Source organism: Flavobacterium ginsenosidimutans, assembly GCF_037478105.1.
GTDB lineage: Bacteria > Bacteroidota > Bacteroidia > Flavobacteriales > Flavobacteriaceae > Flavobacterium > Flavobacterium ginsenosidimutans.
The window spans coordinates 2,588,194-2,612,029 of record NZ_CP147988.1; the positions used below are offsets into that span (position 1 = coordinate 2,588,194).

At 33.5% G+C, this 23,836-nt stretch carries 21 protein-coding genes; 11 read left to right on the forward strand and 10 right to left on the reverse strand.

From position 1 onward, the window contains the following. Positions 1–38: 38 nt before the first annotated feature. The 6 genes from V6624_RS11390 to V6624_RS11415 form a co-directional block, all read right to left on the reverse strand. Positions 39–809, reverse strand: a complete 771-nt coding sequence (locus V6624_RS11390) for a tetratricopeptide repeat protein (protein ID WP_111287448.1) — start codon at positions 807–809, stop codon at positions 39–41. 39 nt (positions 810–848) lie between these two features. Beyond that, a complete protein-coding gene (locus V6624_RS11395) occupies positions 849–1,883 on the reverse strand; it encodes a VWA domain-containing protein (protein ID WP_338841797.1) in 1,035 nt (344 codons plus the stop codon). Between the two features lie 79 nt (positions 1,884–1,962). After that, complete coding sequence (locus V6624_RS11400; RefSeq protein WP_338841798.1) at positions 1,963–2,964, reverse strand: VWA domain-containing protein; 1,002 nt, start codon at positions 2,962–2,964, stop codon at positions 1,963–1,965. After that, positions 2,964–4,601, reverse strand: coding sequence for a hypothetical protein (locus V6624_RS11405; RefSeq protein ID WP_338841799.1), 1,638 nt, complete (start codon positions 4,599–4,601; stop codon positions 2,964–2,966). The genes V6624_RS11400 and V6624_RS11405 overlap by 1 nt, the downstream gene beginning before the upstream one ends. A gap of 64 nt (positions 4,602–4,665) precedes the next feature. After that, positions 4,666–5,529 carry a DUF58 domain-containing protein gene (locus tag V6624_RS11410; RefSeq protein ID WP_338841800.1) on the reverse strand — a complete coding sequence of 288 codons (864 nt, stop codon included), beginning with the start codon at positions 5,527–5,529 and terminating at the stop codon, positions 4,666–4,668. Positions 5,530–5,608: 79 nt separating this feature from the next. Next, entirely contained in the window at positions 5,609–6,613 is a 1,005-nt protein-coding gene (locus V6624_RS11415; protein ID WP_091494435.1) for an AAA family ATPase, read from the reverse strand. Between the two features lie 212 nt (positions 6,614–6,825). On the opposite strand from V6624_RS11415, the gene V6624_RS11420 reads away from it, so the two are divergent. From V6624_RS11420 to V6624_RS11430, 3 genes are all read left to right on the forward strand, one after another. Next, positions 6,826–7,701, forward strand: a complete 876-nt coding sequence (locus V6624_RS11420; RefSeq protein WP_111287255.1) for an aldo/keto reductase — start codon at positions 6,826–6,828, stop codon at positions 7,699–7,701. A gap of 141 nt (positions 7,702–7,842) precedes the next feature. Next, complete coding sequence (locus tag V6624_RS11425) at positions 7,843–8,598, forward strand: SDR family NAD(P)-dependent oxidoreductase (RefSeq protein WP_338841801.1); 756 nt, start codon at positions 7,843–7,845, stop codon at positions 8,596–8,598. Between the two features lie 111 nt (positions 8,599–8,709). Beyond that, a complete protein-coding gene (locus tag V6624_RS11430; protein WP_338841802.1) occupies positions 8,710–9,855 on the forward strand; it encodes an ATP-binding protein in 1,146 nt (381 codons plus the stop codon). Between the two features lie 104 nt (positions 9,856–9,959). Here V6624_RS11430 and V6624_RS11435 read toward each other — a convergent pair whose 3' ends face one another. Beyond that, positions 9,960–10,703 carry a DUF3298 and DUF4163 domain-containing protein gene (locus V6624_RS11435; protein WP_338841803.1) on the reverse strand — a complete coding sequence of 248 codons (744 nt, stop codon included), beginning with the start codon at positions 10,701–10,703 and terminating at the stop codon, positions 9,960–9,962. A 104-nt stretch (positions 10,704–10,807) separates the two neighbouring features. Between V6624_RS11435 and V6624_RS11440 the strand changes: the two genes are divergently transcribed. Next, a complete protein-coding gene (locus V6624_RS11440) occupies positions 10,808–11,950 on the forward strand; it encodes a cystathionine gamma-synthase (RefSeq protein WP_338841804.1) in 1,143 nt (380 codons plus the stop codon). Between the two features lie 79 nt (positions 11,951–12,029). Here the strand turns inward: V6624_RS11440 and V6624_RS11445 are convergent, their stop codons facing one another. Continuing rightward, complete coding sequence (locus V6624_RS11445; RefSeq protein ID WP_111287245.1) at positions 12,030–12,824, reverse strand: THC0290_0291 family protein; 795 nt, start codon at positions 12,822–12,824, stop codon at positions 12,030–12,032. 323 nt (positions 12,825–13,147) lie between these two features. On the opposite strand from V6624_RS11445, the gene gdhA reads away from it, so the two are divergent. The 5 genes from gdhA to V6624_RS11470 all read left to right on the forward strand — a co-directional run bounded on the left by gdhA (position 13,148) and on the right by V6624_RS11470 (position 21,606). Beyond that, on the forward strand, positions 13,148–14,491 hold the full coding sequence (gene gdhA / locus V6624_RS11450; protein WP_111287241.1) for an NADP-specific glutamate dehydrogenase: 1,344 nt from the start codon (positions 13,148–13,150) through the stop codon (positions 14,489–14,491). A 128-nt stretch (positions 14,492–14,619) separates the two neighbouring features. Next, positions 14,620–16,902: a T9SS type A sorting domain-containing protein gene (locus tag V6624_RS11455; RefSeq protein ID WP_338841805.1), complete on the forward strand. Its 2,283-nt coding sequence runs from the start codon at positions 14,620–14,622 to the stop codon at positions 16,900–16,902. A gap of 70 nt (positions 16,903–16,972) precedes the next feature. After that, positions 16,973–17,686 (forward strand): DNA repair protein RecO, encoded by a 714-nt coding sequence (recO, locus tag V6624_RS11460; RefSeq protein ID WP_111287237.1) that lies wholly within the window; start codon positions 16,973–16,975, stop codon positions 17,684–17,686. 130 nt (positions 17,687–17,816) lie between these two features. After that, positions 17,817–21,218, forward strand: coding sequence for an isoleucine--tRNA ligase (gene ileS, locus V6624_RS11465; RefSeq protein WP_338841806.1), 3,402 nt, complete (start codon positions 17,817–17,819; stop codon positions 21,216–21,218). Between the two features lie 7 nt (positions 21,219–21,225). After that, complete coding sequence (locus tag V6624_RS11470) at positions 21,226–21,606, forward strand: TraR/DksA family transcriptional regulator (protein ID WP_012022792.1); 381 nt, start codon at positions 21,226–21,228, stop codon at positions 21,604–21,606. A gap of 249 nt (positions 21,607–21,855) precedes the next feature. Here the strand turns inward: V6624_RS11470 and V6624_RS11475 are convergent, their stop codons facing one another. Both V6624_RS11475 and V6624_RS11480 read right to left on the reverse strand, forming a co-directional pair. Further along, entirely contained in the window at positions 21,856–22,236 is a 381-nt protein-coding gene (locus tag V6624_RS11475) for a hypothetical protein (RefSeq protein ID WP_057115205.1), read from the reverse strand. A gap of 36 nt (positions 22,237–22,272) precedes the next feature. Next, the gene (locus V6624_RS11480) at positions 22,273–22,629 is read right to left on the reverse strand and encodes a roadblock/LC7 domain-containing protein (protein ID WP_091494460.1); all 357 of its coding nucleotides are present in this window, start codon (positions 22,627–22,629) and stop codon (positions 22,273–22,275) included. A 180-nt stretch (positions 22,630–22,809) separates the two neighbouring features. Between V6624_RS11480 and V6624_RS11485 the strand changes: the two genes are divergently transcribed. After that, positions 22,810–23,025, forward strand: coding sequence for a hypothetical protein (locus V6624_RS11485; protein WP_111287233.1), 216 nt, complete (start codon positions 22,810–22,812; stop codon positions 23,023–23,025). Positions 23,026–23,145: 120 nt separating this feature from the next. Beyond that, on the forward strand, positions 23,146–23,745 hold the full coding sequence (locus V6624_RS11490; RefSeq protein WP_338841807.1) for a lipoprotein signal peptidase: 600 nt from the start codon (positions 23,146–23,148) through the stop codon (positions 23,743–23,745). Positions 23,746–23,836 lie beyond the last annotated feature (91 nt).

The following is a 23,836-nucleotide window of genomic DNA, read 5'->3' on the forward strand; positions in this document are numbered from 1 at the left end:
CTAATAAACAAATTAACGATTAAACGATTCAAATTATTTTACCAGTCTTTTTCTGTTTTTTTAGGATTACCTTTTACTTTTTGAGCGTTTACTTTGTCCTGAATTTTCTTTTCTTCATTGTTAACCGCATCTAACAAATTCTGAACACGTTCTTTTGATATTCCTCCAGGCTGTGGTTTTGGCTCTCCTTGGTTATCAGACTTGTCGTCTTTTTTAGGATCGTTTTTACCATCTTTTTTATCCTTGTCTTTATCGCCTTTGTCGTCTTTTTTATCTTTATCCTTATCCTTGTCTTTATTTTGATCTTTGTTTTTGTCTTTATTTTTATCCTTGTCTTTGTCCTTATCCTTATTCTTGTCTTTATTTTGGTCGTTTTTCGGAGGATTTTCTTTTAATTTTTGTTTTGCGTAAGCATAGTTGTAACGCGTTTCATCATCGGTTGGATCATTACGTAATGCCTGTTTGTAAGCTTCAACTGCTTGCGTATAATCTTTCTCTTTCATGAAAACGTTTCCAAGATTGTGAAAAGCTTTGTGTTTTTCAGGTCTTGTTTTGGCATTTTTTATCGCTTTCGCGTAAGCGTATTTCGCTTCCGAAACTTGATTTTGTCTATAAATAGTATTTCCTAAATTATATGGCGCTGTTGATCGTTTAGGAAATTTTGATTCCGAAATTCTATAGTTTGCCTCAGCATCAACAAATTTATTCTGTTTATATTCTTCATTACCAGCGGGCAATGTTTTGTCTTTTTCTTGCGCAGAAACTGCAAAAGAAACCGTTAGTAAAATATAAAGAAGTAAATTTTTCATTCTAATTTTGTTTTCTGTCCCGAATTTTAATCTGAACATTTATTTCTTTTCGTTAAATAAATCCAACTCTTTGATCCAATTTGTTTTTCTCTCTAATAAGAAAATATCTAGGAACAGTAATAAAAAGGCAAACCCAATAAACCATTGAAACTGCGATTGGAATTCGGCCATTTGTGTAGCTTCAAACTCTGTTTTTTGAATATTGTTTAAAGCATTTTTTACATATTCTAAAACTTCTTTAGTGCTTCCGCCGTAAACGTAACCGCCTTTTGTTGCTTTGGCAATCGTTTTTAAATCTTCTTGATTTAATTTGGTGATTACCGTTTCTCCGTTTTGATCTTTTTGATATCCTCTTACAACGCCATTTTCCTTTAACGGAATTGTTCCCCCTTTTTCTGTTCCAACACCAATTGTAATAATCTTCATTCCTAATTTATTAGCTTCTTCTGCCGCAGCAGCTGCACCTTCAGAATGATCTTCTCCATCAGAAATTAGAATTAATAATTTGCTAGTTTTACTTTTTTCATCAAAATAAGTCGAAGACAATCTAATCGCTTCATCCAAAGATGTTCCCTGAGATGAAACCATTCCTGGACTCATGCTTTGCAAGAACATTTTAGCAACGCTATAATCTGATGTAATAGGTAAAACGGGAAAAGCACTTCCTGCATAAGCTACAATTCCAATTCTATCGCTTCCTAAATTGTTAATGATCTGAGAAACCAACTGTTTACTTTTGTCCAGACGGCTAGGAGCAACGTCTTCTGCAAGCATACTTTTAGAAACGTCGACAGCAAAAACAATATCAATACCTTCTCGTTTTACGGTTTCCATTTTAGTTCCAATCTTTGGATTTACCAAACCGATAATCAAGCAGATAAGTGCCAAAAGAATTACTACGATTTTTAAAACAGGTTTAAAAACTGATTTCTCAGGACTCAGCCTTTTTACCATTTCCAAATCACCAAACTCGCGTTGCGTTCTTCTTTTCCAATACATATTGAAAAGAAAAATACACACCACAATCGGGACAAGTAGTAAGAGATATAAATATTTTTTTTCGTCTAATTCCATTTTTTAATTCTAGTTCTCAGTCGCGGTTCTCAGTCTCAGTTTTCGGTTGTTAACTGTAAATGTGACTGCGACTAAAATATTAAATAAAGCTTCTATAAACCGTATTTCTTAATCCAACTTCTAATAACAGCAAAAAGCCTGCAAATAAAACAAAAGCTCTGTACTTTTCATCATAATCGTAGAATTTCAATTCTTGAATTTCTGTTGTTTCCAGTTTATTAATCGAGTTGTATATTTCTGCTAATTTATCGTTGCTTGTGGCTCTAAAGTATGTTCCGTCTGTTTTGCGGGCAATACTTTTCATCAGTCTTTCATCGATTTCAACTTTTTGCATTTTGAATAAAAAACCTCCGTTTGGAGCATATGCGTATGGAGATTCTGCCATTCCGTTTGTTCCAAGACCAATTGTGTAAACTTTTATGCCGTATTGTTTTGCAATGTCAGCAGCGGTTTCTGGCTCGATAAATCCAGCATTATTTACACCATCGGTAAGCAGAATGATAACGCGGCTTTTTGCTTTACTGTCTTTCAAACGATTTACAGCAGTTGCCAATCCCATTCCAATTCCAGTTCCATCTTGTAAAACGTTATCGTATTTGATTCCTTTTATAGCTTCTAAAATAATTGCTTTATCGCTAGTAACGGGAGTTTTTGTATAGGCTTCAGAAGCATATAAAACTAACCCAATTCTATCGTTTGGTCTTTCTTCAACGAAATCTGCAGCAACTCTTTTCAGAGCTTCCATACGATTTGGCTTTAAATCTTTTGCCAGCATAGATCCAGAAACGTCAATTGCCATAACGATATCAATTCCTTTTGTAGTTTTAGTTTGGTTGCTAATATCAACTGTTCTTGGCCTTGCCAATGCTATAATCAACGAACACAAAGCAAGAACTCTGAAAACGTATAGAGCAGGTTTGAACTTTGTCCAAAACGATTCGCTATTTTGGAACCCTGTTGTCGAACTCATTTTTAAGGTAGCCGACTGCTGGTTGCGTTTCCAGAAAAACCAGATTATCGCAATCGGAATTAATAGAAACAACCAAAGAAATTCTGGATTTAAAAAACTGATCTTGCTCATTAGTTGCCTGCTCTTTGAAGTTCAACAGAATTTAATACTCGGGTTGTGATGTCATTTGCATAAGTGTCACCTTCTTCATGTAAAATCAGGATTTGCTGTAAACCTTGATCTTGTTTGAAAAGAAGTAATTCATAATATGCTTTCGTGCTCGTTTTAGTCGCTGGGTTCAAAATAGACATTGTTCCGTAACCTTTTACACCCTGAATACCTTCATTAGTTTGAAAATCTTCTTGTTTTACAATTATATTTTGTGCCCCTTGAGCTTCCATTACTTTTAAAGATCCTTCAAGAGCTTTAGCTAAATCTATATCAGTTGGCTGTTTAAATTTAGTTGTAGAAACCGTAATGTAGAAATTATCAATCATACTTCCGTATGCAAACAGCTGCATTTCTTTAATTAATGCCATAGTTTGTTTTGGGAGTACTTTTTCTGCATCCATTCTTTTTAAAACTTTTGGTGTTTCTATAAGAACAGCTGGATTTCCGTAAGCACTTTTTACCCATTCGCCTTCTAATAATTCTTTAGACGGATGACCAATAATATTGTCTTTTACGTAATTGAAACCTTTGGTAACAACAAAGAAAGTTGTTGTAGCAAACAATAAAAGTATGATAGCTGCAACAGAATAACCAATTCTTGCATTACGCTGTTTTTTTAGTTGTGCCTGAATTTGCTTTTGTCTTTGCGCTTCGTTCAATAACTGATCTTCAATGTCTTCTGGAACTTCAGTTGGGATAGCATTGTCAAGAGTTAAAATTACTTTTTGAATTTTATTTTTATCTTCTTTAATTTCAAAATCAAGCGGTTTAGATTTTGCAAATTTTACTAAATCGGCCTGACGTAAAACGCGTTCCAGATTTTCAACGGTTTCTGGTGTAAGCGTCATTTTCTTTTTAGTAGAAGCGTCTCTAATTGCAGCAATTAACTCAGAAGTCGTACTTTCCATCGCCGGAATATGAATTGCTTCTTCGATATAATTTCTGGCTATATCGGTTAATTCACTATAATATTCTTTGATTTCACCTTTTTGAACTAGTTCTTTTTTCTCTAAGTTGTTTAATAAACTTGTGGCTTTTTCGATTGGAGTTTTATAAACCTCTTCTTCAATCTTTTTCAATTGACGTTTTTTAACGTACCAATAAACAAAAGCGCCAATTCCGATAATAACTAAAGCAATTAAAACGTAAATCCACCAATTTCCCATTCCTTCATCAACAGAAGAAATATCTTTGATGTCGTACATTTTCTGCTGTAAAGTATCGACTTTCACAGCGGCAACTTCAACTTTAATAGAATCAGAGTAAAAAGGTTTTTTATCAATTAAAATTTTGATGCTCGGAATTGTATATCGGCCAGAATCAAATTGAGTTAGACCATATTTTTTTATAAGTTCGTAATTAGTGGCATCTTTCTTAACCGTGTCAATTGGATAAGACTGGATAACTTCTAACGGGCCAATGTTTTTAAGTTTTGGAAATTCAACTTTTGCTGTTGAAGTCACAACTGTTTTAAGGGTCAGTTTGAACTCAGCACCAATCTTATTTTTGGTGGTGTCAATACTCGTTTCTACTTGTTTCTGCTGAGCAAAAATCATAGTAGAAAAAAGCAATAAAAATATATAAAGTTTAAATTTCATTTGATTAACGATTGTTGATTTTAGATTAACGATTTTTGATTTGTTAATCAAAATTGCCAGATTTTTATCGTGATTTGAAATAGCCTAATAGTTTAGTTACATAATTTTCGTCAACTCTGGTGTTGACAATTCCTGCTCCAGATTTACGGAATGTATCTTTAAAATAATTCAATTTTTCTTGATAATGTTTCTCGTAATTCAGACGAACTGTTTTAGAACTTGTGTCAACCAATTGTATTTTTCCTGTTTCCGAATCCAGCATAGAAACCATTCCTAAATTTGGAATTTTTTCTTCACGCATATCGTAAACGCGAACTCCAGTAATATCATGTTTTTTAGAAGCAATTTTTAAAGTTTGCTCGTAAGAATCAGACATAAAATCTGAAATCATAAAAATTATGGCTTTCTTTTTTTGAGTTCCAGACAAAAACTTTAAAGCTTGTGCAATGTCTGTTTTGTGACTTTTTGGTTCAAATTCGATTAATTCACGAATGATGCGAAGCACGTGCGAACGTCCTTTTTTTGGCGGAATATATAATTCTACAGTATCAGAAAATAAGATTAAACCAATTTTATCATTATTTTGTGTAGCCGAAAAAGCCATCGTTGCCGCAATTTCGGTTACGATGTCTTTCTTGAATTGATTTTTAGAACCAAAAGATTCCGAACCCGAAATATCGACCATTAAAACCATGGTTAATTCGCGTTCTTCTTCAAATACCTTAACATGAGCTTCGTTGTAGCGTGCGGTTACATTCCAATCGATGTTACGAATATCATCTCCGTATTGGTATTGACGCACCTCGCTAAACGTCATTCCTCGTCCTTTAAATGAAGAGTGGTATTCTCCCGAAAAGATATGATTACTCAGTCTTTTCGTTTTGATTTCTATTTTCCGTACTTTTTTTAAAAGCTCTTTTGTATCCATTTTTTGTTTGGTTTATGGTTTAGGGTTGTTGGTTGATGGCGAATGTACCATCAACAAAAAACTATCAACCATCAACTTTTTAAGGTACTTCAATCTCGTTAACGATTTTGTTGATAATGTCTACAGAAGTAATGTTTTCTGCTTCTGCTTCGTAAGTGATTCCAACTCTGTGACGTAAAACATCGTGAACAACTGCACGAACGTCTTCTGGAATTACATAACCACGACGTTTGATGAAAGCATAACATTTAGCAGCATTAGCCAAGTTGATACTTCCACGAGGAGAAGCTCCAAAACTGATAAGTGGTTTTAAATCGGCTAATTTGTATTTTTCTGGGTAACGCGTAGCGAAAATAATATCTAAGATGTATTTCTCAATTTTTTCGTCCATATAAACTTCACGAACAGCTTCCTGAGCACGTAAAATCTGATCTACAGAAACTACTGGATTTACTTTTTCGTAAGTCCCTTTTAAGTTTTGACGAATTACAAAACGCTCTTCATCAATTTTTGGATAATCAATAACAGTTTTCAACATAAAACGGTCAACCTGTGCTTCAGGAAGCGCATAAGTTCCTTCTTGTTCAACAGGGTTTTGAGTTGCTAATACTAAAAATGGACGATCTAATTTGAAAGTAGAATCACCAATAGTAACTTGTTTCTCCTGCATCGCCTCTAAAAGTGCTGATTGAACCTTTGCTGGAGCACGGTTAATCTCATCGGCAAGTACGAAATTGGCGAAAATTGGTCCTTTTTTAATAGAGAACTCGTTTGCTTTAATGTTGTAAATCATGGTTCCGATAACATCGGCAGGCAGTAAATCTGGCGTAAACTGGATACGGCTGAAAGATCCTTGAACCGCTTGTGAAAGCGTATTGATGGCTAAAGTTTTTGCCAGCCCAGGAACTCCTTCCAATAAAATATGCCCTTGTCCAAGTAATCCGATCAATAGACGCTCGACCATATGTTTCTGACCCACAATAACTTTGTTCATTTCCATTGTAAGAAGGTCTATAAAAGCACTTTCTCTTTCAATTTTTTCATTTATCGCTCTAATGTCTAAAGTCGTTGTATTTTCTTCCATATAAATATTTTTAAAACCTTGATTTTTACGCCTAATTTTTGAGAGTGCAAATTGAATATTTTTTGAGAAGTAAGATGTTAAAGAATGGTTAAAACTTCGACCAACAACCTAATTTTAAGGACTAATTGTGAATCTATTTTTATATTTTTAAGAACTTTGATGATTATGTTTTACGAAAGCATAATTATTACCAAAAATAACGCATAACTATTATGAGCAAAACAGTCTTATCGCCTATAATTTCGGGCACTATGAATTGGGGAGTTTGGGATAAAAACCTTACAACTAAAGAAATGGAAAACATGATACAAATGTGTATCGAAAACAAAATTACGACTTTTGATCACGCGGATATTTACGGTTCGTATACGACCGAAGCCGATTTTGGAAAAGCCTTTCACGCAAGTAAAATTAATCGTGAAAAATTACAATTAATTACAAAGTGCGGCATTCAGATGATTGCTGATAAACGCCCTGAAAACAAAATTAAACATTACGATTACTCTAAAGATTATATCATTAAGTCTGTGGAAGGATCTTTGAAAAATTTGAAAACAGATTATGTTGATGTTTTTTTATTGCACAGACCAAGTCCGTTAATGCAAGCCGATGAAATTGCAGAAGCAGTTGAAAAATTAAAAGGAGAAGGAAAAATCATTGATTTTGGACTTTCAAACTTTACAAGTTCTCAAACCGAATTAATTCGTCAGAAAACAGAAGTTAGTTATAATCAAGTGCAATTTTCTGCAACCCATTATGACGCAATGTTAGATGGAAGTCTTGATTATATGCAGACACACGGAATTCGTCCGTTATCATGGAACCCTCTTGGAACTGTTTTTAGAGAAGACACCAAACAGACTCGCCGTTTGAAAAAACTGTTCTCCACTTTATTGGAGAAATATCATTTAGGTGCAGATACACTTTTATTAGCATGGATTTTAAAACATCCAGCAAAAGTAATTCCGATCGCTGGAACTGTAAATATTGCCAGAATTCAATCTTTATCAAAAGCAATCGAATTGCAAATGGATAAAGAAGACTGGTTCGCAATCTGGACAGAAAGTATGGGCGATGATGTGCCTTAATTTTTAAGTTTTCAGTCGCAGTGACAGTTTTCAGTTTACGATGCTAAATATTTGCCATAGATTAAAAGATTTTCACAGATTTCAAAAAAATCATTTTAATTCTTTAATCTGTGGCAAAAAATCTTTTTTAAAGAAAAAACAATGAAAAAAACAGTTTTAATTACTGGTGCTACGAGCGGAATTGGAAAAGCAACCGCTCAGATTTTAGCGAAAAACAATTATAAGGTTGTTCTCTGTGGAAGACGTACAGACCGTTTAGAAGAACTTCAAAAAGAACTTTCTGCTTTTACAGAAGTACATTCTTTAGCATTTGATGTTCGCGATAAAGAAGATGTTTTGAAAAAAATAGGTTCTTTACCCAATGATTTTGCTACAATTGACGTTTTAATAAATAACGCAGGAAACGCTCACGGTTTAGATCCAATTCAGAATGGAGATTTAGACGATTGGGATGCCATGATCGATATTAATGTGAAAGGACTTTTATATGTTTCAAAAGCAATAATTCCTCAAATGGTTGAAAGACAATCTGGACATATTATTAATATTGGTTCAACTGCTGCAAAAGAAGTTTATCCGAACGGGAATGTATACTGCGGCTCTAAACATGCAGTTGATGCAATTACCGCAGGAATGCGAATCGATTTAAATCCGTTTGGAATTAGAGTTGGTGGAATTCATCCAGGAATGGTGGCGACAGAATTTAGCGAAGTTCGTTTTAAAGGCGATGTCGAAAGAGCTGCCAATGTTTATAAAGGATTTGATCCATTACAAGCAGAAGATATTGCCGATATCATTCACTTTGTCGTTTCTAGACCTTATCATGTAAATATTGCAGATTTGGTTGTTATGAGTACGGCGCAGGCGTCTTCGACAATTGTCAAGAAAAATATTTAAAAATAGATGATTAGACTTCTTAGAAAGTTAGATCTTTAGATTATCTTAGGAATCTGAAAATCATAACTCTAAGAAGTCTAAAAATCTAAGTCAGTCTAATAATCTAGAATAATGATTAATAAGCGCCTTTTAATAAAAAATCTTCTCGCTCATAATGACGAGAGCAGTTTTTATGATAAGAAAAGGCAGTTGAATCTTCATTCGCGGGAAGGAAAAGGAAAGTTCTTAAAACACATTTGCGCTTTGTCCAATTCCAATCCGAATAATAATTCTTATATCGTTGTTGGGGTAGAAGATCAAGATAACGAAATTGTAGGCGATGATTTCTTCGACGACAGCCGAATTCAGAATCTGGTAAATGCTTTTTTAGAAAATCCGCCAAAAATTCAATACGAAAACGTCCCATTTCCAAATCTTCCAAAAGACAAAGTAATCGGTTTGGTTACCATAAAACCAAAAAACAAAATCTCGTACTTTAAAAAAGGAATTCATACCATTCTTGCCAACAGCGTTTTTGTGAGACGTGGCAGTAATTCGATTCCTCTAGAAGAACATGAAGTAATCGAAAAAAACAATCAAAATACCGAAACGGTAATCGGAATCGAAAATAGTTCTCGAAATAGCATTCAGTATACTTTAGACGGTGTTATCGATTTTATGAATTTCAGGCATAAAGATATGTCTCCAAAATATCGCGTTTTTAAAGAATTATTTGTGATTTGCTGGGCTGGAGTTCCCAAAAAAATGCGTGATAAAACTTATTTGTCTCGCGTAGATATTGAATTGATCAACGAACAAATCAAGCTTTTTTATTCGGCACAAGATGTTGTGACTATCGAATTTAACGATGATACTTTTACTATTACAGAATATGTTCCGTTGGGATTAAATGACAAAACAAGTTATTATCCGTTAGAAGAACAAACTATCCATTTCTTTGATAACGGTTATTATAAAATTGACCGTCAAATGCTTTTTCAGCCGCCTGAGTTTAACCGAAAAATGCTGTACCATATTTATAATGCAAATATGGCTTTATTGGCCAAACTTCAAAAAGAAATCAATTTGTCTGAGCGAGAAATGAAAGATTTAGAAAATCTGCCTTCTACTTTCATGATTTGCTATTTGAATGGTTTTGAAGATGCCCGACAAAAATTAATTGACGCAAAAATGCTTCTCAAACCTTATAAAAATGTCTATTCTTCTTTTAAAGAAGCTTTGAGGGTTTTGCGCAAGATGAAGTATGATGTTCAGTAATCTAAGGTTTTGAGTTGCTGAGATACTAAGGTTCTAAGTTTTTTCTGTAGAGGCTCACTGCAGTGCGTCTACATCCAGTATATTGGTAAAGATTCAGTTTAGTTTTATTGAAAATTCAAATACTTTTTCACTTCATCATAAGAAAATAAAAGTTCTTTTGGGCCGTCTGCGTAAGAAGCAGCTTCATAAGAATTATAATATAAAAGTAAACCCGAAGAAGTATAAAAAATGTTTTGAGACAGTTGAAATTTGTCGTTTTCAAACATTAATCCTGTAGCATTTATATTAGCTTTTTCTGGGATTTTGTACTTTGCTCTAAAGTTTTTTTCGGCGAAAGCCTTAAACTCATTTTCGTTTTTAAATAACTGATTATTGAAAATCGTTTTTCCTGTCTTTTTATTAAATAATAAGGAACGATAACCTTGATATCCGTGGGCACCGCCAGTAAAAGTGTAATGATCAATTTTAAGATTTAAAACTTGATCAGATTCAAATTCGACATTTCCTGTTATTTTCGCTTCCCAGCCAAAAGTATCATTTGGAAATTTTTGGTGCATTTCTTCGTATGAAGCAATAAACGATTTTGCCAATGATTTGTAATCATTGACTTTTGTCGAATCTTCGCCAAAAAATACAATTTCTTTAATAACAGCAAATACTTTTTTATTGATGCTGTCTGATGTTACTTTAATATTTTTAGCAATTGGAACTTCTATTGTGATTTTCGGGCAGTCATTTTTGCACGGAATAGTAGATTTTTCTTCAAAGGTTTCATTTTCAAACGAAAGCTCTTTTTTGCAACTTGTAAAAATCAAACACAATAAGATTGTAAATATGTAATTTTTCATATCAAAAAGTGTTAATTATCTACAAAGGTAAGAAGTTGTATCAGGATAAAATAAATTAAGCGGTAAATTTGTACAAGAAATAAGGAATTAAAATTTATAACTATATGAAATTCAATACAAAAGTAATACACGGAGGACAGCATCATGATCCAAGTACAGGGGCAGTTATGCCACCAGTATATCAAACTTCAACATTTGTGCAAACAAGCCCAGGTAAACCTTTGGCAGATTATGAATACAGCAGGGCTTCAAATCCTACGCGTACTGCTTTAGAAGAGGCGCTGGCAAGTATAGAAAATGGAACTCGCGGACTAGCATTTTCATCTGGTCTTGCAGCGACAGACTGCGTTTTGAGATCTTTTAAAGCTGGAGACGAAATCATTGCGATGGATGATTTGTACGGCGGAACGTATAGAATGTTTTCTCGTGTTTATAAAGATTCAGGCATTAAATTTCATTTTGTTGATATGACGAATATCGAAAAATTGAAAAGTTTAATCAACGAAAACACGAAGTTAATCTGGGTAGAAACACCAACAAATCCGTTGATGAAATTAGCGGACATTCAGGAAATAGCAAAAATTACGCGAGAGAAAAAAATTCTTCTTGCTGTAGATAATACTTTCGCAACTCCTTATTTACAGAAACCTTTAGATTTAGGAGCAGATATAGTAATGCACTCAGCAACAAAATATTTAGGAGGACACTCTGATGTTATCGCGGGAGCATTAATTGTAAAAGATACAGCACTTGGCGAACAATTGCATTTTCAGCAATTTGCAACAGGAGCAACTCTTGGACCAATGGATAGTTTCTTGGTTTTAAGAGGAATCAAAACTTTGGCTTTAAGAGTTCAAAGGCATTGTGAGAATGGAGAGAAAGTGGTAGAATACTTAAGTAATCATCCTAAAATTAAAACGGTTTATTATCCAGGTTTAAAAAATCATCCATTTCATGAAATTGCAAAAAAACAAATGAAAGCTTTTGGAGGAATGGTTTCTTTTGATTTTAAATCAGGCAAAAAAGAAGATTCAATCGCATTTTTAGAAAAACTGAAAGTATTTACATTGGCAGAATCTCTTGGCGGAGTTGAATCATTAGCAAATCATCCTGCTTTAATGACACACGCATCAATTCCTGCAGATAAAAGAGCTGAGGTTGGTATTACTGATGATTTGGTTCGATTAAGTGTTGGTATTGAAGATGCAGAAGATTTAATTGCAGATTTAGAACAAGCTTTATCTTAAAAATAAGCAATAAAAAAATCCTAAATTCCAATTTTACTTTTTGGAATTTGGGATTTTTTATTTTGTAACTTATTTAAAATTAAAATTCTAAATAGTAGATGTATCCAAAGTTAAACCAAACCTGCCAGTCGTTAGATTTGTTTTCTTTATAAATATCTTTATTAGGATTTAAACCGTCAATCCAATCTGAGTTGTACATTTGGAAACGAGTTTCAAACATTAAATCGCTCATTTCAGTTAATTTATAATGAACCCCGACAGCAGCTGTTGCAGATAAAGCTACACCAGTTTCTGTAGAAAATCCATGCGCACGTCCGTCAGATGGAGTTAAGTATTTTCCTGGAGTAACATTTGGAAGAGTGATATCTCCTAAATTAGATCCAACTTTAGTTGAATAATAACTTATTTGAAATCCTAAACTTCCGTACGGACTGAAGCTACCAATTGTGTTTTCGAAATCATGAATTTTCATGAAAGGCGAAAACTCCAATTGAGCACCAAGATTTACTACAGAAGAACTTGCATGCATGTTCTTTAATTGTTGAGCAAATACTCCGTCAGGCTTTCTTTCAACCCATTGTCCAAAGTGCTTCAAAGTTGTTTTACTAAAAGACAATTCTGACCTAACTTTAAAGTGCTCTGTAAAGAAGCTCTCTCTATTGTTGGCTGCAGAAAAGTTGATGAAATGCATAATTCCAACTCCAAAACCAGTATTCCCAACATTGGTGTCAACGTTATGTCTTTCACCAAAATCTGACTGTAATGTAACTGGTCCTGCAAATATTCCTATCTCTTGAGCTAGGTCCGACTGCGCTGATGCTACGGTTGATATACCAAAGATGGCAAATAATGTGATAAATAGGTGTTTAGGCATTTTCTAGGGGCTTACAAATCTCGGCAAATATATAAAAAACCTAATCGATTCAAAATATTAAATTGCTGTATTGAAAAATAAGTATCAAAATACTTAATTTCCTAACTTTTAAAAGGTGATTTATATGTAAACACCTACATGTAAAATGTGTTTTTTTGTAATATTTGAAAAAAACACAAATCGCTCCAAAAAAGTGAAAAATATAACATCGAATCATTATTTGATATATCTTTGTGTGTTAAAACGAAAACGTTTTCTTAAACATGATTTCTTATTTATAAGAATAGGAATTAAATCAAATTATCTGAAAAATTTATTTCAAAATGGAACAAAAAATAAATGAATTTATGGCTCTAATTGAGTCAAAAAACCCAAATGAACCAGAATTTCTTCAAGCTGTTAGAGAATTTGCAGAAACTGTAATTCCTTTTATATCTGAGCGTAAAAAATACGATGGAAAGAATATACTTCTAAGAATCGCTGAACCAGAGAGATCAATTATATTTAGAGTTCCGTGGGTAGACGATAAGGGAGAAATTATTGTAAATAGAGGTTTTAGAATCCAGATGAACTCTGCAATTGGACCTTATAAGGGAGGAATTAGATTTCACCATACAGTAAATTTATCAGTTTTAAAATTCCTTGCTTTCGAACAAGTATTTAAAAATAGTTTAACAACTCTTCCAATGGGTGGAGGTAAAGGTGGTTCTGATTTTGATCCAGAAGGAAAATCAGATGGAGAAATTATGCGTTTCTGCCAATCATTTATGACAGAATTATGCCGTCACATTGGTCCAGACCTTGACGTTCCTGCTGGAGATATTGGTGTTGGTGCTCGTGAAATTGGATATTTATTCGGACAATATAAAAGAATTAGAAATGAATTTACTGGAGTTTTAACTGGAAAAGGTTTGGCTTACGGTGGTTCATTAATCAGACCAGAAGCTACAGGATATGGAGTAGTTTATTTCACTGATCAAATGCTTCGCACTATTGGTCATGAAATTAAAGGAAAAAGAGTTGCTATTTCTGGATTTGGAAATGTAGCTTGGGGAGTTGCCTTGAAAGTAAATGAACTTGGAGGTAAAGTAGTTACAATTTCTGGACCTGATGGTTATATTTATGATGAAGAAGGAATTTTTGGAGAAAAAATAGACCACATGCTTGAAATGAGAGCAACAGGAGATAATAGAGCAGAAAGATATCTTGAGAAATATCCAAACGCAATATTCCATAAAGGAAAAAGTCCTTGGGAAGTAAAAGTAGATATCGCAATTCCATGTGCAACTCAAAATGAATTGAATGGAGATGATGCTAAGAAATTAATTGACAATGGAGTTCTTTGCGTTACTGAAGCGGCTAATATGCCTTCTACTTTAGATGCGATTAAACTTTTCTTAGATAATAAAGTATTATTTGCTCCAGGAAAAGCGGCTAACGCTGGTGGTGTTGCTGCCTCTGGATTAGAAATGACTCAAAACTCTATTCGTTTAAACTGGACTAGTGAAGAAGTAGATTTAAGATTGAAAGAAATCATGATCGGAATTCATAACCAATGTAAAAAATACGGTGCAGAAGAAGACGGATATGTAAACTACGTAAAAGGAGCAAACATCGCTGGATTTGTAAAAGTTGCCGATGCTATGCTTGCACAAGGTGTAGTTTAAAACTTAGTTGTAATTATAAAAATGCCTTCAGCTATCTTTATTAAGATATCTCGAAGGCATTTTTTATTTATATCAAAAATTAAATAATTCTCGTTTGTAGTATATTTGTCTATCCGAATACATTAATAATGAAAAAAACATTCTTCTGCGGTTTATTTTTAGTTCTAATTCAATTTTGCCAAGCTCAGGGTAAATTGTCTTGGCAGGGATATTTTTCGTTTAATGAAATAAAAGATGTTTCAGAATCTTCTACTAGCGTTTTTGCAGCATCAGAGAATGCTTTGTTTTCTAAAAATATTTCAACTAACGTTCTAAAAACAATAACTACAGTTGATGGATTATCAGGACAAACTATTTCAGCGGTTTATTATAGTGAAGCTTTCAAAAAAACAATTATCGGTTATGAGAATGGTTTGATGATTTTAATTAATGAAACTGATGGAAGCATATTAAAAGTTGTAGATATAATTAATAAACAGCTCCCAGCAAATACAAAAAAGATCAATCATTTTATGGAATATAATGGTTTGATTTATGTTTCTTGCGATTTTGGAATTGTACAATTCAATTTAACTACTTCTCAATTTGGCGATACTTATTTTATTGGCGACAATGGAGCTGAAATCAGTGTAAAACAAACTACTTTTTTTAACGGATTTATTTTCGCAGCAACTACAAGTGGCATAAGAAAAGCAGATAGCACCAATCCTAATCTAATAGATTATAATCAATGGTCGGTAGTAAATACAGGAAGTTGGTCTAGTGTAGAAGCTTTAGATACAGAACTTATTGCTGTAAACGATTCTGGCTATATTCATCGATTTAACTCAAGTACATTTGTGGGTTTTTCTCAATTGCCTCAGGCTTCTGTTGACATGAGAGCTAAAAATCATAATTTATTCATTACAACGGCCAGCACTGTTTATGTCTATAATAATCAGATGGTTTTGAATAGACAAATTACAAATACACAAGTTTTAAATAATACGCTGAGTTTTTCGTGTGCAACGGCAATTGGAGATCAGCTTTTTATTGGAACAAAAGAAAACGGACTGTTTGTTTCTACATTAAGTACAGCTTCGACATTTGCAAGCACAACGCCAGCAGGACCTGATCGCAATAATATCTTTTCATTAGATGCAACTGCCAATGTTTTGTGGGCAGTTTATGGTGATTACGATGCTTCTTATAATCCTTATAGTTTGGATAGTTATGGAATTAGTAAATACAATACTTCGGGTTGGTTGAATATTCCTTATTCTGAAGTTTATGATGCAAAATCAATTACAAGAATTCTTGTAAACCCAAACAACGAAAAGCAAGTTTATGCAAGTTCGTTCTTTTCTGGTTTGCTGAAAGTTGAAGATGATGTTCCGAACTTTTTATATAATGCGACAAACAGCGGATTGGAATCTATTACAACAGAAGGTCCAGATTATATTGATGTTCGTATTAATGCAACTGCTTTTGATAAAACAGGAAATCTTTGGGTCACTAATAGCCGAATTAAAAATGGTCTAAAAGTTTTAAAAACAAATGGACAATGGGGCAGTTATGCAATGACTTCTATTTTGATCAATCCAGAATCTAGCAGTTATTCTAGTATAGTTGTAGATAAGAACAATGTAAAATGGATTGGAACCAATAGAGATGGAGTAGTTGGTTTTAATGAAAGTACCAATACATATAAGAAAATGACTTCTGGTACCGATGAAGGAAACTTACCAGTAGAAGATGTTAGAACGTTGGCAATAGATACAAAAAATCAGCTTTGGATAGGAACAACAAAAGGATTGAGAGTTTTATCGAATGTTAGCAATTTTCAATCGGAAAGCCAATTAAAAGCAAATGCAATTATTATTACTGAGGATAATTTGGCGCAAGAATTAATGTATGAACAATTTGTAACTTCTATTGCAGTCGATGGGGCAAACAATAAATGGATTGGAACAGCAGATTCGGGTGTTTTTATGGTTTCATCAAATGGACAGGAAACGAAATATCATTTTACCATAAATAATTCTCCGTTGCCAAGCAATTATATTAATGATATTAAAATAAATGGTAAAACTGGAGAGGTTTTTATTGCAACCAATAAAGGTTTAGTTTCTTTTAATGGAATTTCAACAGATGCAAACGATGATTTGAGTAATGTATATGTGTATCCAAATCCAGTTCGTCCAACTTATACAGGAACCGTTAAAGTTGCTGGATTAATTGATAAAGCAAATGTCAAAATCACTGATATTGAAGGGAATTTAGTCTTCGAAATAACATCTTCAGGCGGGACAATCGAATGGGACACAACAGCTTTTGGAAAATATAAAGTCGCTTCTGGGGTTTATATGGTTTTTATTTCCGCGCAAGACGGAGGAGAAACTAAAGTGAAAAAAGTGATGATTATTCGATAGTATCCAATCGCAGTCTCAGTTTTCAGTTCAAAACCTGAAACCTTAAACTTGAAACAAAAAAACAAAAATTTTGCTTGTCAAAACCAAAGCCATAGTAATCTCCTCTTTAAAATTTCAGGAAAAAAGCTTGATTGTAAAATGCTTTACACTTTCAAGCGGACTGAAATCTTATTTTGTGCGTGACGCTTTTTCAAGTCGGAAAGCAAGTCAGAAGATTGCTTATTTTCAGCCATTTTCGATTTTAGAAATTGAAGCGGTTCACAAAAATAAAGGCACTTTAGAAAATTTTAAAGAAATAAAAAGTGCTGTCCCGTTTCAAAGTATTCATACTGATATTGTGAAAAGTACGATGGTAATGTTTCTTTCAGAAATGCTTCATCATTCGATTCAAGAAGAGGAAAAAAACGAACAGCTTTTCTTGTTTTTAGAAACTGCACTGACTTGGCTCGATCATCACGATGAAATTTCTAATTTTCATTTAATCCTGCTTTTAGAAATCACAAAATATCTTGGCTTTTACCCGGATCTTTCAGAAAATAATCTTCCTTTTTTTGAAATGAATGAAGGTGTTTTTACGCTTTTTCAAAATGGAAATGTTTTGTCTGAACACGAAACCAATCTATTTAAAAAATTACTTGATTTAAAATTCGATAACGATCAAAAAATCTTTCATGTTTTGGAAAGACAAATCCTTCTAAAAATTATAATTGATTATTACAGTCTTCATCTTGAAGGATTCAAAAAACCTAAATCTTTGGAGATTTTAAAAGAAGTTTTCTCTTAAATCAGTTAAAACGGCAATATTTGTTGCGGAATCTACTCGAAATTTCCTGAAATCGGTCTTTTTTCCGTTATCTTTTATCTATTTTCCTCAAAATTCCTTACTTTCGCACCTCGTTTAAGAAAAGGATAAAATGAGTACAAAATTTACTGAATACAAAGGACTTGACTTACCAACCGTAGCGTCTGAAGTTCTTGATTTTTGGAAGAAAGAAAATATATTTGAAAAGAGTGTAACAACTCGCGAAGGTGCTGAGCCTTTCGTATTTTTTGAAGGTCCGCCTTCAGCAAACGGATTACCTGGAATTCACCACGTAATGGCACGTGCGATTAAAGATATTTTTTGCAGATATAAAACTCAAAAAGGTTTTCAGGTTAAAAGAAAAGCCGGATGGGATACTCACGGTTTGCCTGTAGAATTGGGTACCGAAAAAGAATTAGGAATTACAAAAGAAGATATTGGTAAAACAATTTCAATCGAAGAATATAACGAAGCGTGTAAAAAAACCGTTATGCGTTATACTGACGTATGGAATGATTTGACCGAAAAAATGGGGTATTGGGTAGATATGGAAGATCCATATGTGACTTATAAACCAAAATATATGGAGTCTGTTTGGTGGCTTTTGAAACAAATCTACGATAAAGGTTTGTTGTACAAAGGTTATACTATTCAGCCATATTCTCCAAAAGCAGGAACTGGATTGTCTTCTCATGAAGTAAATCAGCCTGGAGCTTACCGTGATGTTACCGATACTACAATTGTAGCGCAGTTCAAAACTTTGCCAGAAACGCTTCCAAGCTTTTTACAAGGTTTTGGAGATGTTCACATTTTAGCTTGGACGACAACTCCTTGGACACTTCCGTCAAATACAGCTTTGACAGTTGGTCCAAAAATCGATTATGTTTTAGTTAAAACTTTCAATCAATATACTTTTGAGCCAATCAATGTGATTTTGGCTAAAAACTTAGTTGGAAAACAATTCGGAAAAGGATTTTTCTTAAGTGAAGACGATGCTGATTTTGATAACGTTAAAAACGGAGATAAAAAACTTCCGTACAAAATCTTAACTGAAGCAAAAGGAGCAGATTTAGTAGAAATCCGTTATGAGCAATTATTGCCTTACGTATTGCCATATCAAAATGCTGAAAATGCATTTAGAGTAATTTCTGGAGATTTCGTTACAACAGAAGATGGAACAGGAATTGTGCATACAGCTCCGACTTTTGGTGCAGATGATGCTAAAGTCGCTAAAGAAGCAAAACCAGAAGTTCCGCCAATGTTGGTTCTTGACGAAAACGGAACAGCAGTTCCTTTAGTTGATTTACAAGGAAGATTCACTTCTCATGTAGGTGATTTGGCCGGTAAATATGTTAAAAACGAATATTACGATGCAGGACAAGCTCCAGAGAAATCTGTTGATGTTGAAATCGCTATTCGTCTTAAAGAAGAAAATAAAGCTTTTAAAGTTGAAAAATACGTGCACAGTTATCCGCATAGCTGGAGAACAGATGAGCCGTTATTATACTATCCGTTAGATTCGTGGTTTATTAAAGTAACCGACGTAAAAGATAGAATGTTCGACCTGAACGAAACTATCAATTGGAAACCTAAATCTACTGGTGAAGGACGTTTTGGAAATTGGCTTAAAAATGCTAACGACTGGAACTTATCTCGTTCTAGATATTGGGGTATTCCTTTGCCAATTTGGAGAACAGAAGATAAAACGGAAGAAGTTATTATCGGTTCTGTTGAAGAATTGTACAATGCAATCGAAAAATCGATCGAAGCAGGTTTCCAAAAAGAAAATCCATTTAAAGGATTTGAAATCGGAAATATGTCTGAGTCAAATTATGATTTAATTGACTTGCACAAAAATGTTGTTGATGCCATTACTTTAGTTTCCGCTTCCGGAAAACCAATGAAGCGCGAAAGTGATCTAATCGACGTTTGGTTCGATTCTGGAGCAATGCCTTATGCACAATGGCATTATCCTTTTGAGAACAAAGATAAAATTGACGGAAACAAAGATTTTCCAGCGAATTTCATTGCTGAAGGAGTAGACCAGACTCGTGGATGGTTCTATACTTTACACGCTATTGGAACTTTGGTTTTTGATAAAGTAGCGTATAAAAACGTAGTTTCTAACGGTTTGGTTTTGGATAAAAATGGAATTAAAATGTCTAAGAGTAAAGGAAATACTATAGACCCATTTAAAACCATTGCAGAAAACGGTCCAGATGCTACACGTTGGTATATGATTATGAATGCAAATCCGTGGGATAACTTGAAGTTTGACCTTGAGGGAATTGCTGAGGTTAAACGTAAATTCTTCGGAACACTTTACAATACCTATTCATTCTTCTCGTTATATGCTAACATCGACGGATTTAAATATGCCGAAGCTGAAATTCCGTTAAACGAAAGACCTGAAATCGATCAATGGATTATTTCTGAATTACATTCGTTAATCAAATTTGTTGACGAATGCTACGAAGATTATGAACCAACAAAAGCGACAAGAGCCATTTCTGACTTCGTTCAGGAGAATTTAAGTAACTGGTACGTTCGTTTATGCCGTCGTCGTTTCTGGAAAGGAGAATATGCAAAAGATAAAATTGCAGCTTACCAAACGCTTTATACTTGTTTGCTTACAATTAGTAAACTAAGCGCTCCGGTAGCTCCATTTTTTATGGATAAATTATACAGAGATTTGACAGCTTCTACGGGAACCGAGGATTTTGCTAGTGTTCACTTGGCTGAGTTTCCAAAATTTGTCGAAAACTTTGTTAATAAAACGTTAGAGAGCAAAATGCAGAAGGCGCAAACCATCTCATCTTTGGTTTTATCACTACGTAAAAAAGAGATGATTAAAGTTCGTCAACCTCTGCAAAAGGTAATGATTCCAGTACTTGACGACAATCAGCGTGCTGAAATCGAAGCGATTTCTGACCTTGTAAAAGCTGAGGTGAACGTTAAAGAAATTGAGCTTTTAGACGATGCTTCAGGTATTTTGGTAAAACAAATTAAGCCTAATTTTAAGGCTCTTGGACCACGTTTCGGGAAAGATATGGGCTTGATTTCTAAGGAGATACAAGGTTTTTCTGCAGATCAGATTAATCAATTAGACAAGCAAGGAACGCTAGATATTGTTATTGCAGGAAATAGTGTAACTTTATCACTAGAAGATGTGGAAATTACATCACAAGATATCGAAGGATGGTTAGTTGCTAATTCAAACGGAATAACAGTTGCGCTTGATATTACTCTTACCGAAGAATTAAAAAGTGAAGGTATCGCTAGAGAATTAGTAAATAGAATACAAAACATTCGTAAAGATTCAGGATTTGAGGTTACGGATAAGATTAAAGTTCAAATAAAAAGAAACGGCATTTTAGAAGATGCAGTTTCAAAAAACGAAGACTATATTAAGTCTGAAACATTAACAGACGAACTGGTTTTTGCTGACACGTTAGAAAACGGCACAGAAATTGAGTTTGATGATATTAGAACCATTATATTAATTTCAAAATAGTTAGAAAATGATAGATGAAATTACAAGATACTCTGACGCAGATTTAGCAGAGTTCAAAGAAATAATCCAAGCAAAAATTAAAAAAGCACAAGAAGATCTTGATTTGATCAAAAGTGCCTATATGAACGATTTGAATAATGGTACTGACGATACTTCTCCAACTTTTAAAGCTTTTGAAGAAGGAAGTGAGACTATGTCTAAAGAAGCAAACTCTCAGTTGGCTATCAGACAAGAGAAATTCATTCGCGATTTAAAAAATGCTTTATTCCGTGTAGAAAACAAAACTTACGGTATCTGCAAAGTAACAGGTAAATTAATTAGCAAAGAAAGGCTTAAAATCGTTCCTCATGCAACAATGAGTATCGAAGCTAAAAACTTGCAACGATAAACTACAGAAATGTAAAAAAAGCGCTCCTTTAAGGGGCGCTTTTTTTGTTTAATGTTTAACTTTATCTAGCGCTATTGTTGGATTTATGGTTTGAAAGAAATTATTTATAATTGATCAAAATAAACATAGTTAATGGATGCTTGTTTTTGTAAGAACTTATTCGATAGATAAATTGCAGGTTAATAATTAAATACAATAAAAAAACCGTCTTGAGAAAGACGGTTTTTATTTTGAAATCAAAAGAAATGATTAAGCTAGATTTTTTTCAACTTCAGCTTTATGTTTTCTCAAAATGGCTCTGGTCATACCTAAATTAGCTTTTGAAGCATCTGCAGCTAGGTAGATCATAAATTTTTTGTTTGGAGAAATATCGATAATGTGAATTTGATTAGAAAGTGTAATCAAAATATCTTCGATGTCCTGGTTTAAGTTTAATGCTTTTACAGCACTCAATTTAGCTTTTACAACTTCTAAGTTATAAGCTGCGGCAAGTTCTGGGTCAAAACTTGGATCAATAGTTAAATTTCCAAAACTTAATCCAGATTCAATTTCTGTTACAGCCACAGCGATAAAGCCGTTTACGTTAGTTTTCATTTCGTTTAAAAACACGTTTAAAAAATCATTGCTCATAGTACGTTCGGTTTGTTGTTAATAGATAGATTTATGTTATTTTAATAGGGAATTCTTGCTTAGTTCAGCAGAAACTTCTTCTGTTGAACGCATCAGTAGTGCTAGATTGCTGCCTTCTTTAGAAAAAGCAACGATAAAATTAGAACCGCTAATTTTGTTTCCAACAATAACGCCTTCGGCACTTTTAAGGTATAATTGTTTTAATGAGCCTTTTTCTAAATCAATTAAAAATTTTTCGCTCATAGATAAAATAGCTGCGCTCATTGCGGCGATACTATCGCCATAGTCTAGGTTTAAGGAAGTTATAAGTTTTCCTTTTCCGTTCAAGATTAATGCAGCTGTAGATTTGGTGCTGACAAGAAAGTCGTTTAAGGTAGTTGTAATTTCATTCATGATTTGTAGGATTTAGGGAGGAATATTAAATTTAGTTTTTGGTGTTTGGTTTAAATAAAAATTAACGACAATGATCCTAAACAAGTGTTAATTTTTATTAACAAATATAAATTAAATTATGTATCATTGTAGTACCAAATCATTAATAATTTAAATTATTTACTATAAAAAACTTACATTATGGCTAAAGTACTGAAATTCAAAGAAATAAACTCTGACGTAGAGCGCAGAATGAAAGAATTTGAAAAACTGCGTGTTAAGTTTAAAGCAGATGTAAAGAAGGGCGAAGCAAAGAAATTGGCTGCCGGAAAAGAGAGCAAAGGAATATTTAAGTCTCTTTCAGATTTTTTCTCCGACAGTCCAAAAACACCAGCGAATGCTCCTGTAAAAAAATAAACTTTATCGGGTTTAGATTAGCATTTCGACCTTCTTTAGTTTATTAGAAAACAATTAACGCTCCTTAAGGAGCGTTTTTTTTGATTAAATTGTTATTTTTGCCCATCAAAAAATCATAAAATGTCATTACGAAAAGCGTATTTCCTTATATTCTTAGTTTTAATTGTTGATCAACTTTCTAAAATCTATGTCAAAACAAATTTCATTCTAGGTGAAGAAGTGGTAATTTTTGATTGGTTTAGAATTCATTTTATTGAAAATGAAGGAATGGCTTGGGGAACAAAAATACCAGGCGAATACGGAAAATTAATTTTGACTGTATTTAGAATTTTTGCTGTTTTCGGAATTGGCTGGTGGCTTTCTGATTCTATAAAAAAGCGTCACTCGACTTATTTAGTTGTAGCAATTGCATTAATCTTTGCAGGAGCGGCAGGAAATATTATTGACTCTGTTTTTTACGGAGTTATTTTTGATGACAGCACACATAACTTAGCAACTCTTTTTTCACCTGCGCCTTATGGAACTTGGTTTCATGGTTTGGTGGTAGATATGTTTTATTTTCCAATATGGGAAGGAAATCTTCCGGAATGGCTTCCAATGGTTGGCGGAAAACATTTTGCTTTTTTCAATGCTATCTTTAATGTTGCCGATGTAGCAATCTCTACAGGAGTAGGAATACTTTTGGTTTTTAATAAAAGAGCTTTTCCAAAACACGGATAAATTTAAAAAATCCAAAATTTTCAAAATTCCAAATTCCAATATTTAAGGCATTCGCAACAGACAGATATTGGAATTTGGAATTTTTCATTAT

Bases quoted from the DNA above. Each gene is read 5' to 3' on its own strand.
- V6624_RS11390 (WP_111287448.1), bottom strand. From the start codon at position 809: ATGAAAAATTTACTTCTTTATATTTTACTAACGGTTTCTTTTGCAGTT.
- V6624_RS11395 (WP_338841797.1), bottom strand. From the start codon at position 1,883: ATGGAATTAGACGAAAAAAAATATTTATATCTCTTACTACTTGTCCCG.
- V6624_RS11400 (WP_338841798.1), bottom strand. From the start codon at position 2,964: ATGAGCAAGATCAGTTTTTTAAATCCAGAATTTCTTTGGTTGTTTCTA.
- V6624_RS11405 (WP_338841799.1), bottom strand. From the start codon at position 4,601: ATGAAATTTAAACTTTATATATTTTTATTGCTTTTTTCTACTATGATT.
- V6624_RS11410 (WP_338841800.1), bottom strand. From the start codon at position 5,529: ATGGATACAAAAGAGCTTTTAAAAAAAGTACGGAAAATAGAAATCAAA.
- V6624_RS11415 (WP_091494435.1), bottom strand. From the start codon at position 6,613: ATGGAAGAAAATACAACGACTTTAGACATTAGAGCGATAAATGAAAAA.
- V6624_RS11420 (WP_111287255.1), top strand. From the start codon at position 6,826: ATGAGCAAAACAGTCTTATCGCCTATAATTTCGGGCACTATGAATTGG.
- V6624_RS11425 (WP_338841801.1), top strand. From the start codon at position 7,843: ATGAAAAAAACAGTTTTAATTACTGGTGCTACGAGCGGAATTGGAAAA.
- V6624_RS11430 (WP_338841802.1), top strand. From the start codon at position 8,710: ATGATTAATAAGCGCCTTTTAATAAAAAATCTTCTCGCTCATAATGAC.
- V6624_RS11435 (WP_338841803.1), bottom strand. From the start codon at position 10,703: ATGAAAAATTACATATTTACAATCTTATTGTGTTTGATTTTTACAAGT.
- V6624_RS11440 (WP_338841804.1), top strand. From the start codon at position 10,808: ATGAAATTCAATACAAAAGTAATACACGGAGGACAGCATCATGATCCA.
- V6624_RS11445 (WP_111287245.1), bottom strand. From the start codon at position 12,824: ATGCCTAAACACCTATTTATCACATTATTTGCCATCTTTGGTATATCA.
- gdhA (WP_111287241.1), top strand. From the start codon at position 13,148: ATGGAACAAAAAATAAATGAATTTATGGCTCTAATTGAGTCAAAAAAC.
- V6624_RS11455 (WP_338841805.1), top strand. From the start codon at position 14,620: ATGAAAAAAACATTCTTCTGCGGTTTATTTTTAGTTCTAATTCAATTT.
- ileS (WP_338841806.1), top strand. From the start codon at position 17,817: ATGAGTACAAAATTTACTGAATACAAAGGACTTGACTTACCAACCGTA.
- V6624_RS11470 (WP_012022792.1), top strand. From the start codon at position 21,226: ATGATAGATGAAATTACAAGATACTCTGACGCAGATTTAGCAGAGTTC.
- V6624_RS11475 (WP_057115205.1), bottom strand. From the start codon at position 22,236: ATGAGCAATGATTTTTTAAACGTGTTTTTAAACGAAATGAAAACTAAC.
- V6624_RS11480 (WP_091494460.1), bottom strand. From the start codon at position 22,629: ATGAATGAAATTACAACTACCTTAAACGACTTTCTTGTCAGCACCAAA.
- V6624_RS11485 (WP_111287233.1), top strand. From the start codon at position 22,810: ATGGCTAAAGTACTGAAATTCAAAGAAATAAACTCTGACGTAGAGCGC.
- V6624_RS11490 (WP_338841807.1), top strand. From the start codon at position 23,146: ATGTCATTACGAAAAGCGTATTTCCTTATATTCTTAGTTTTAATTGTT.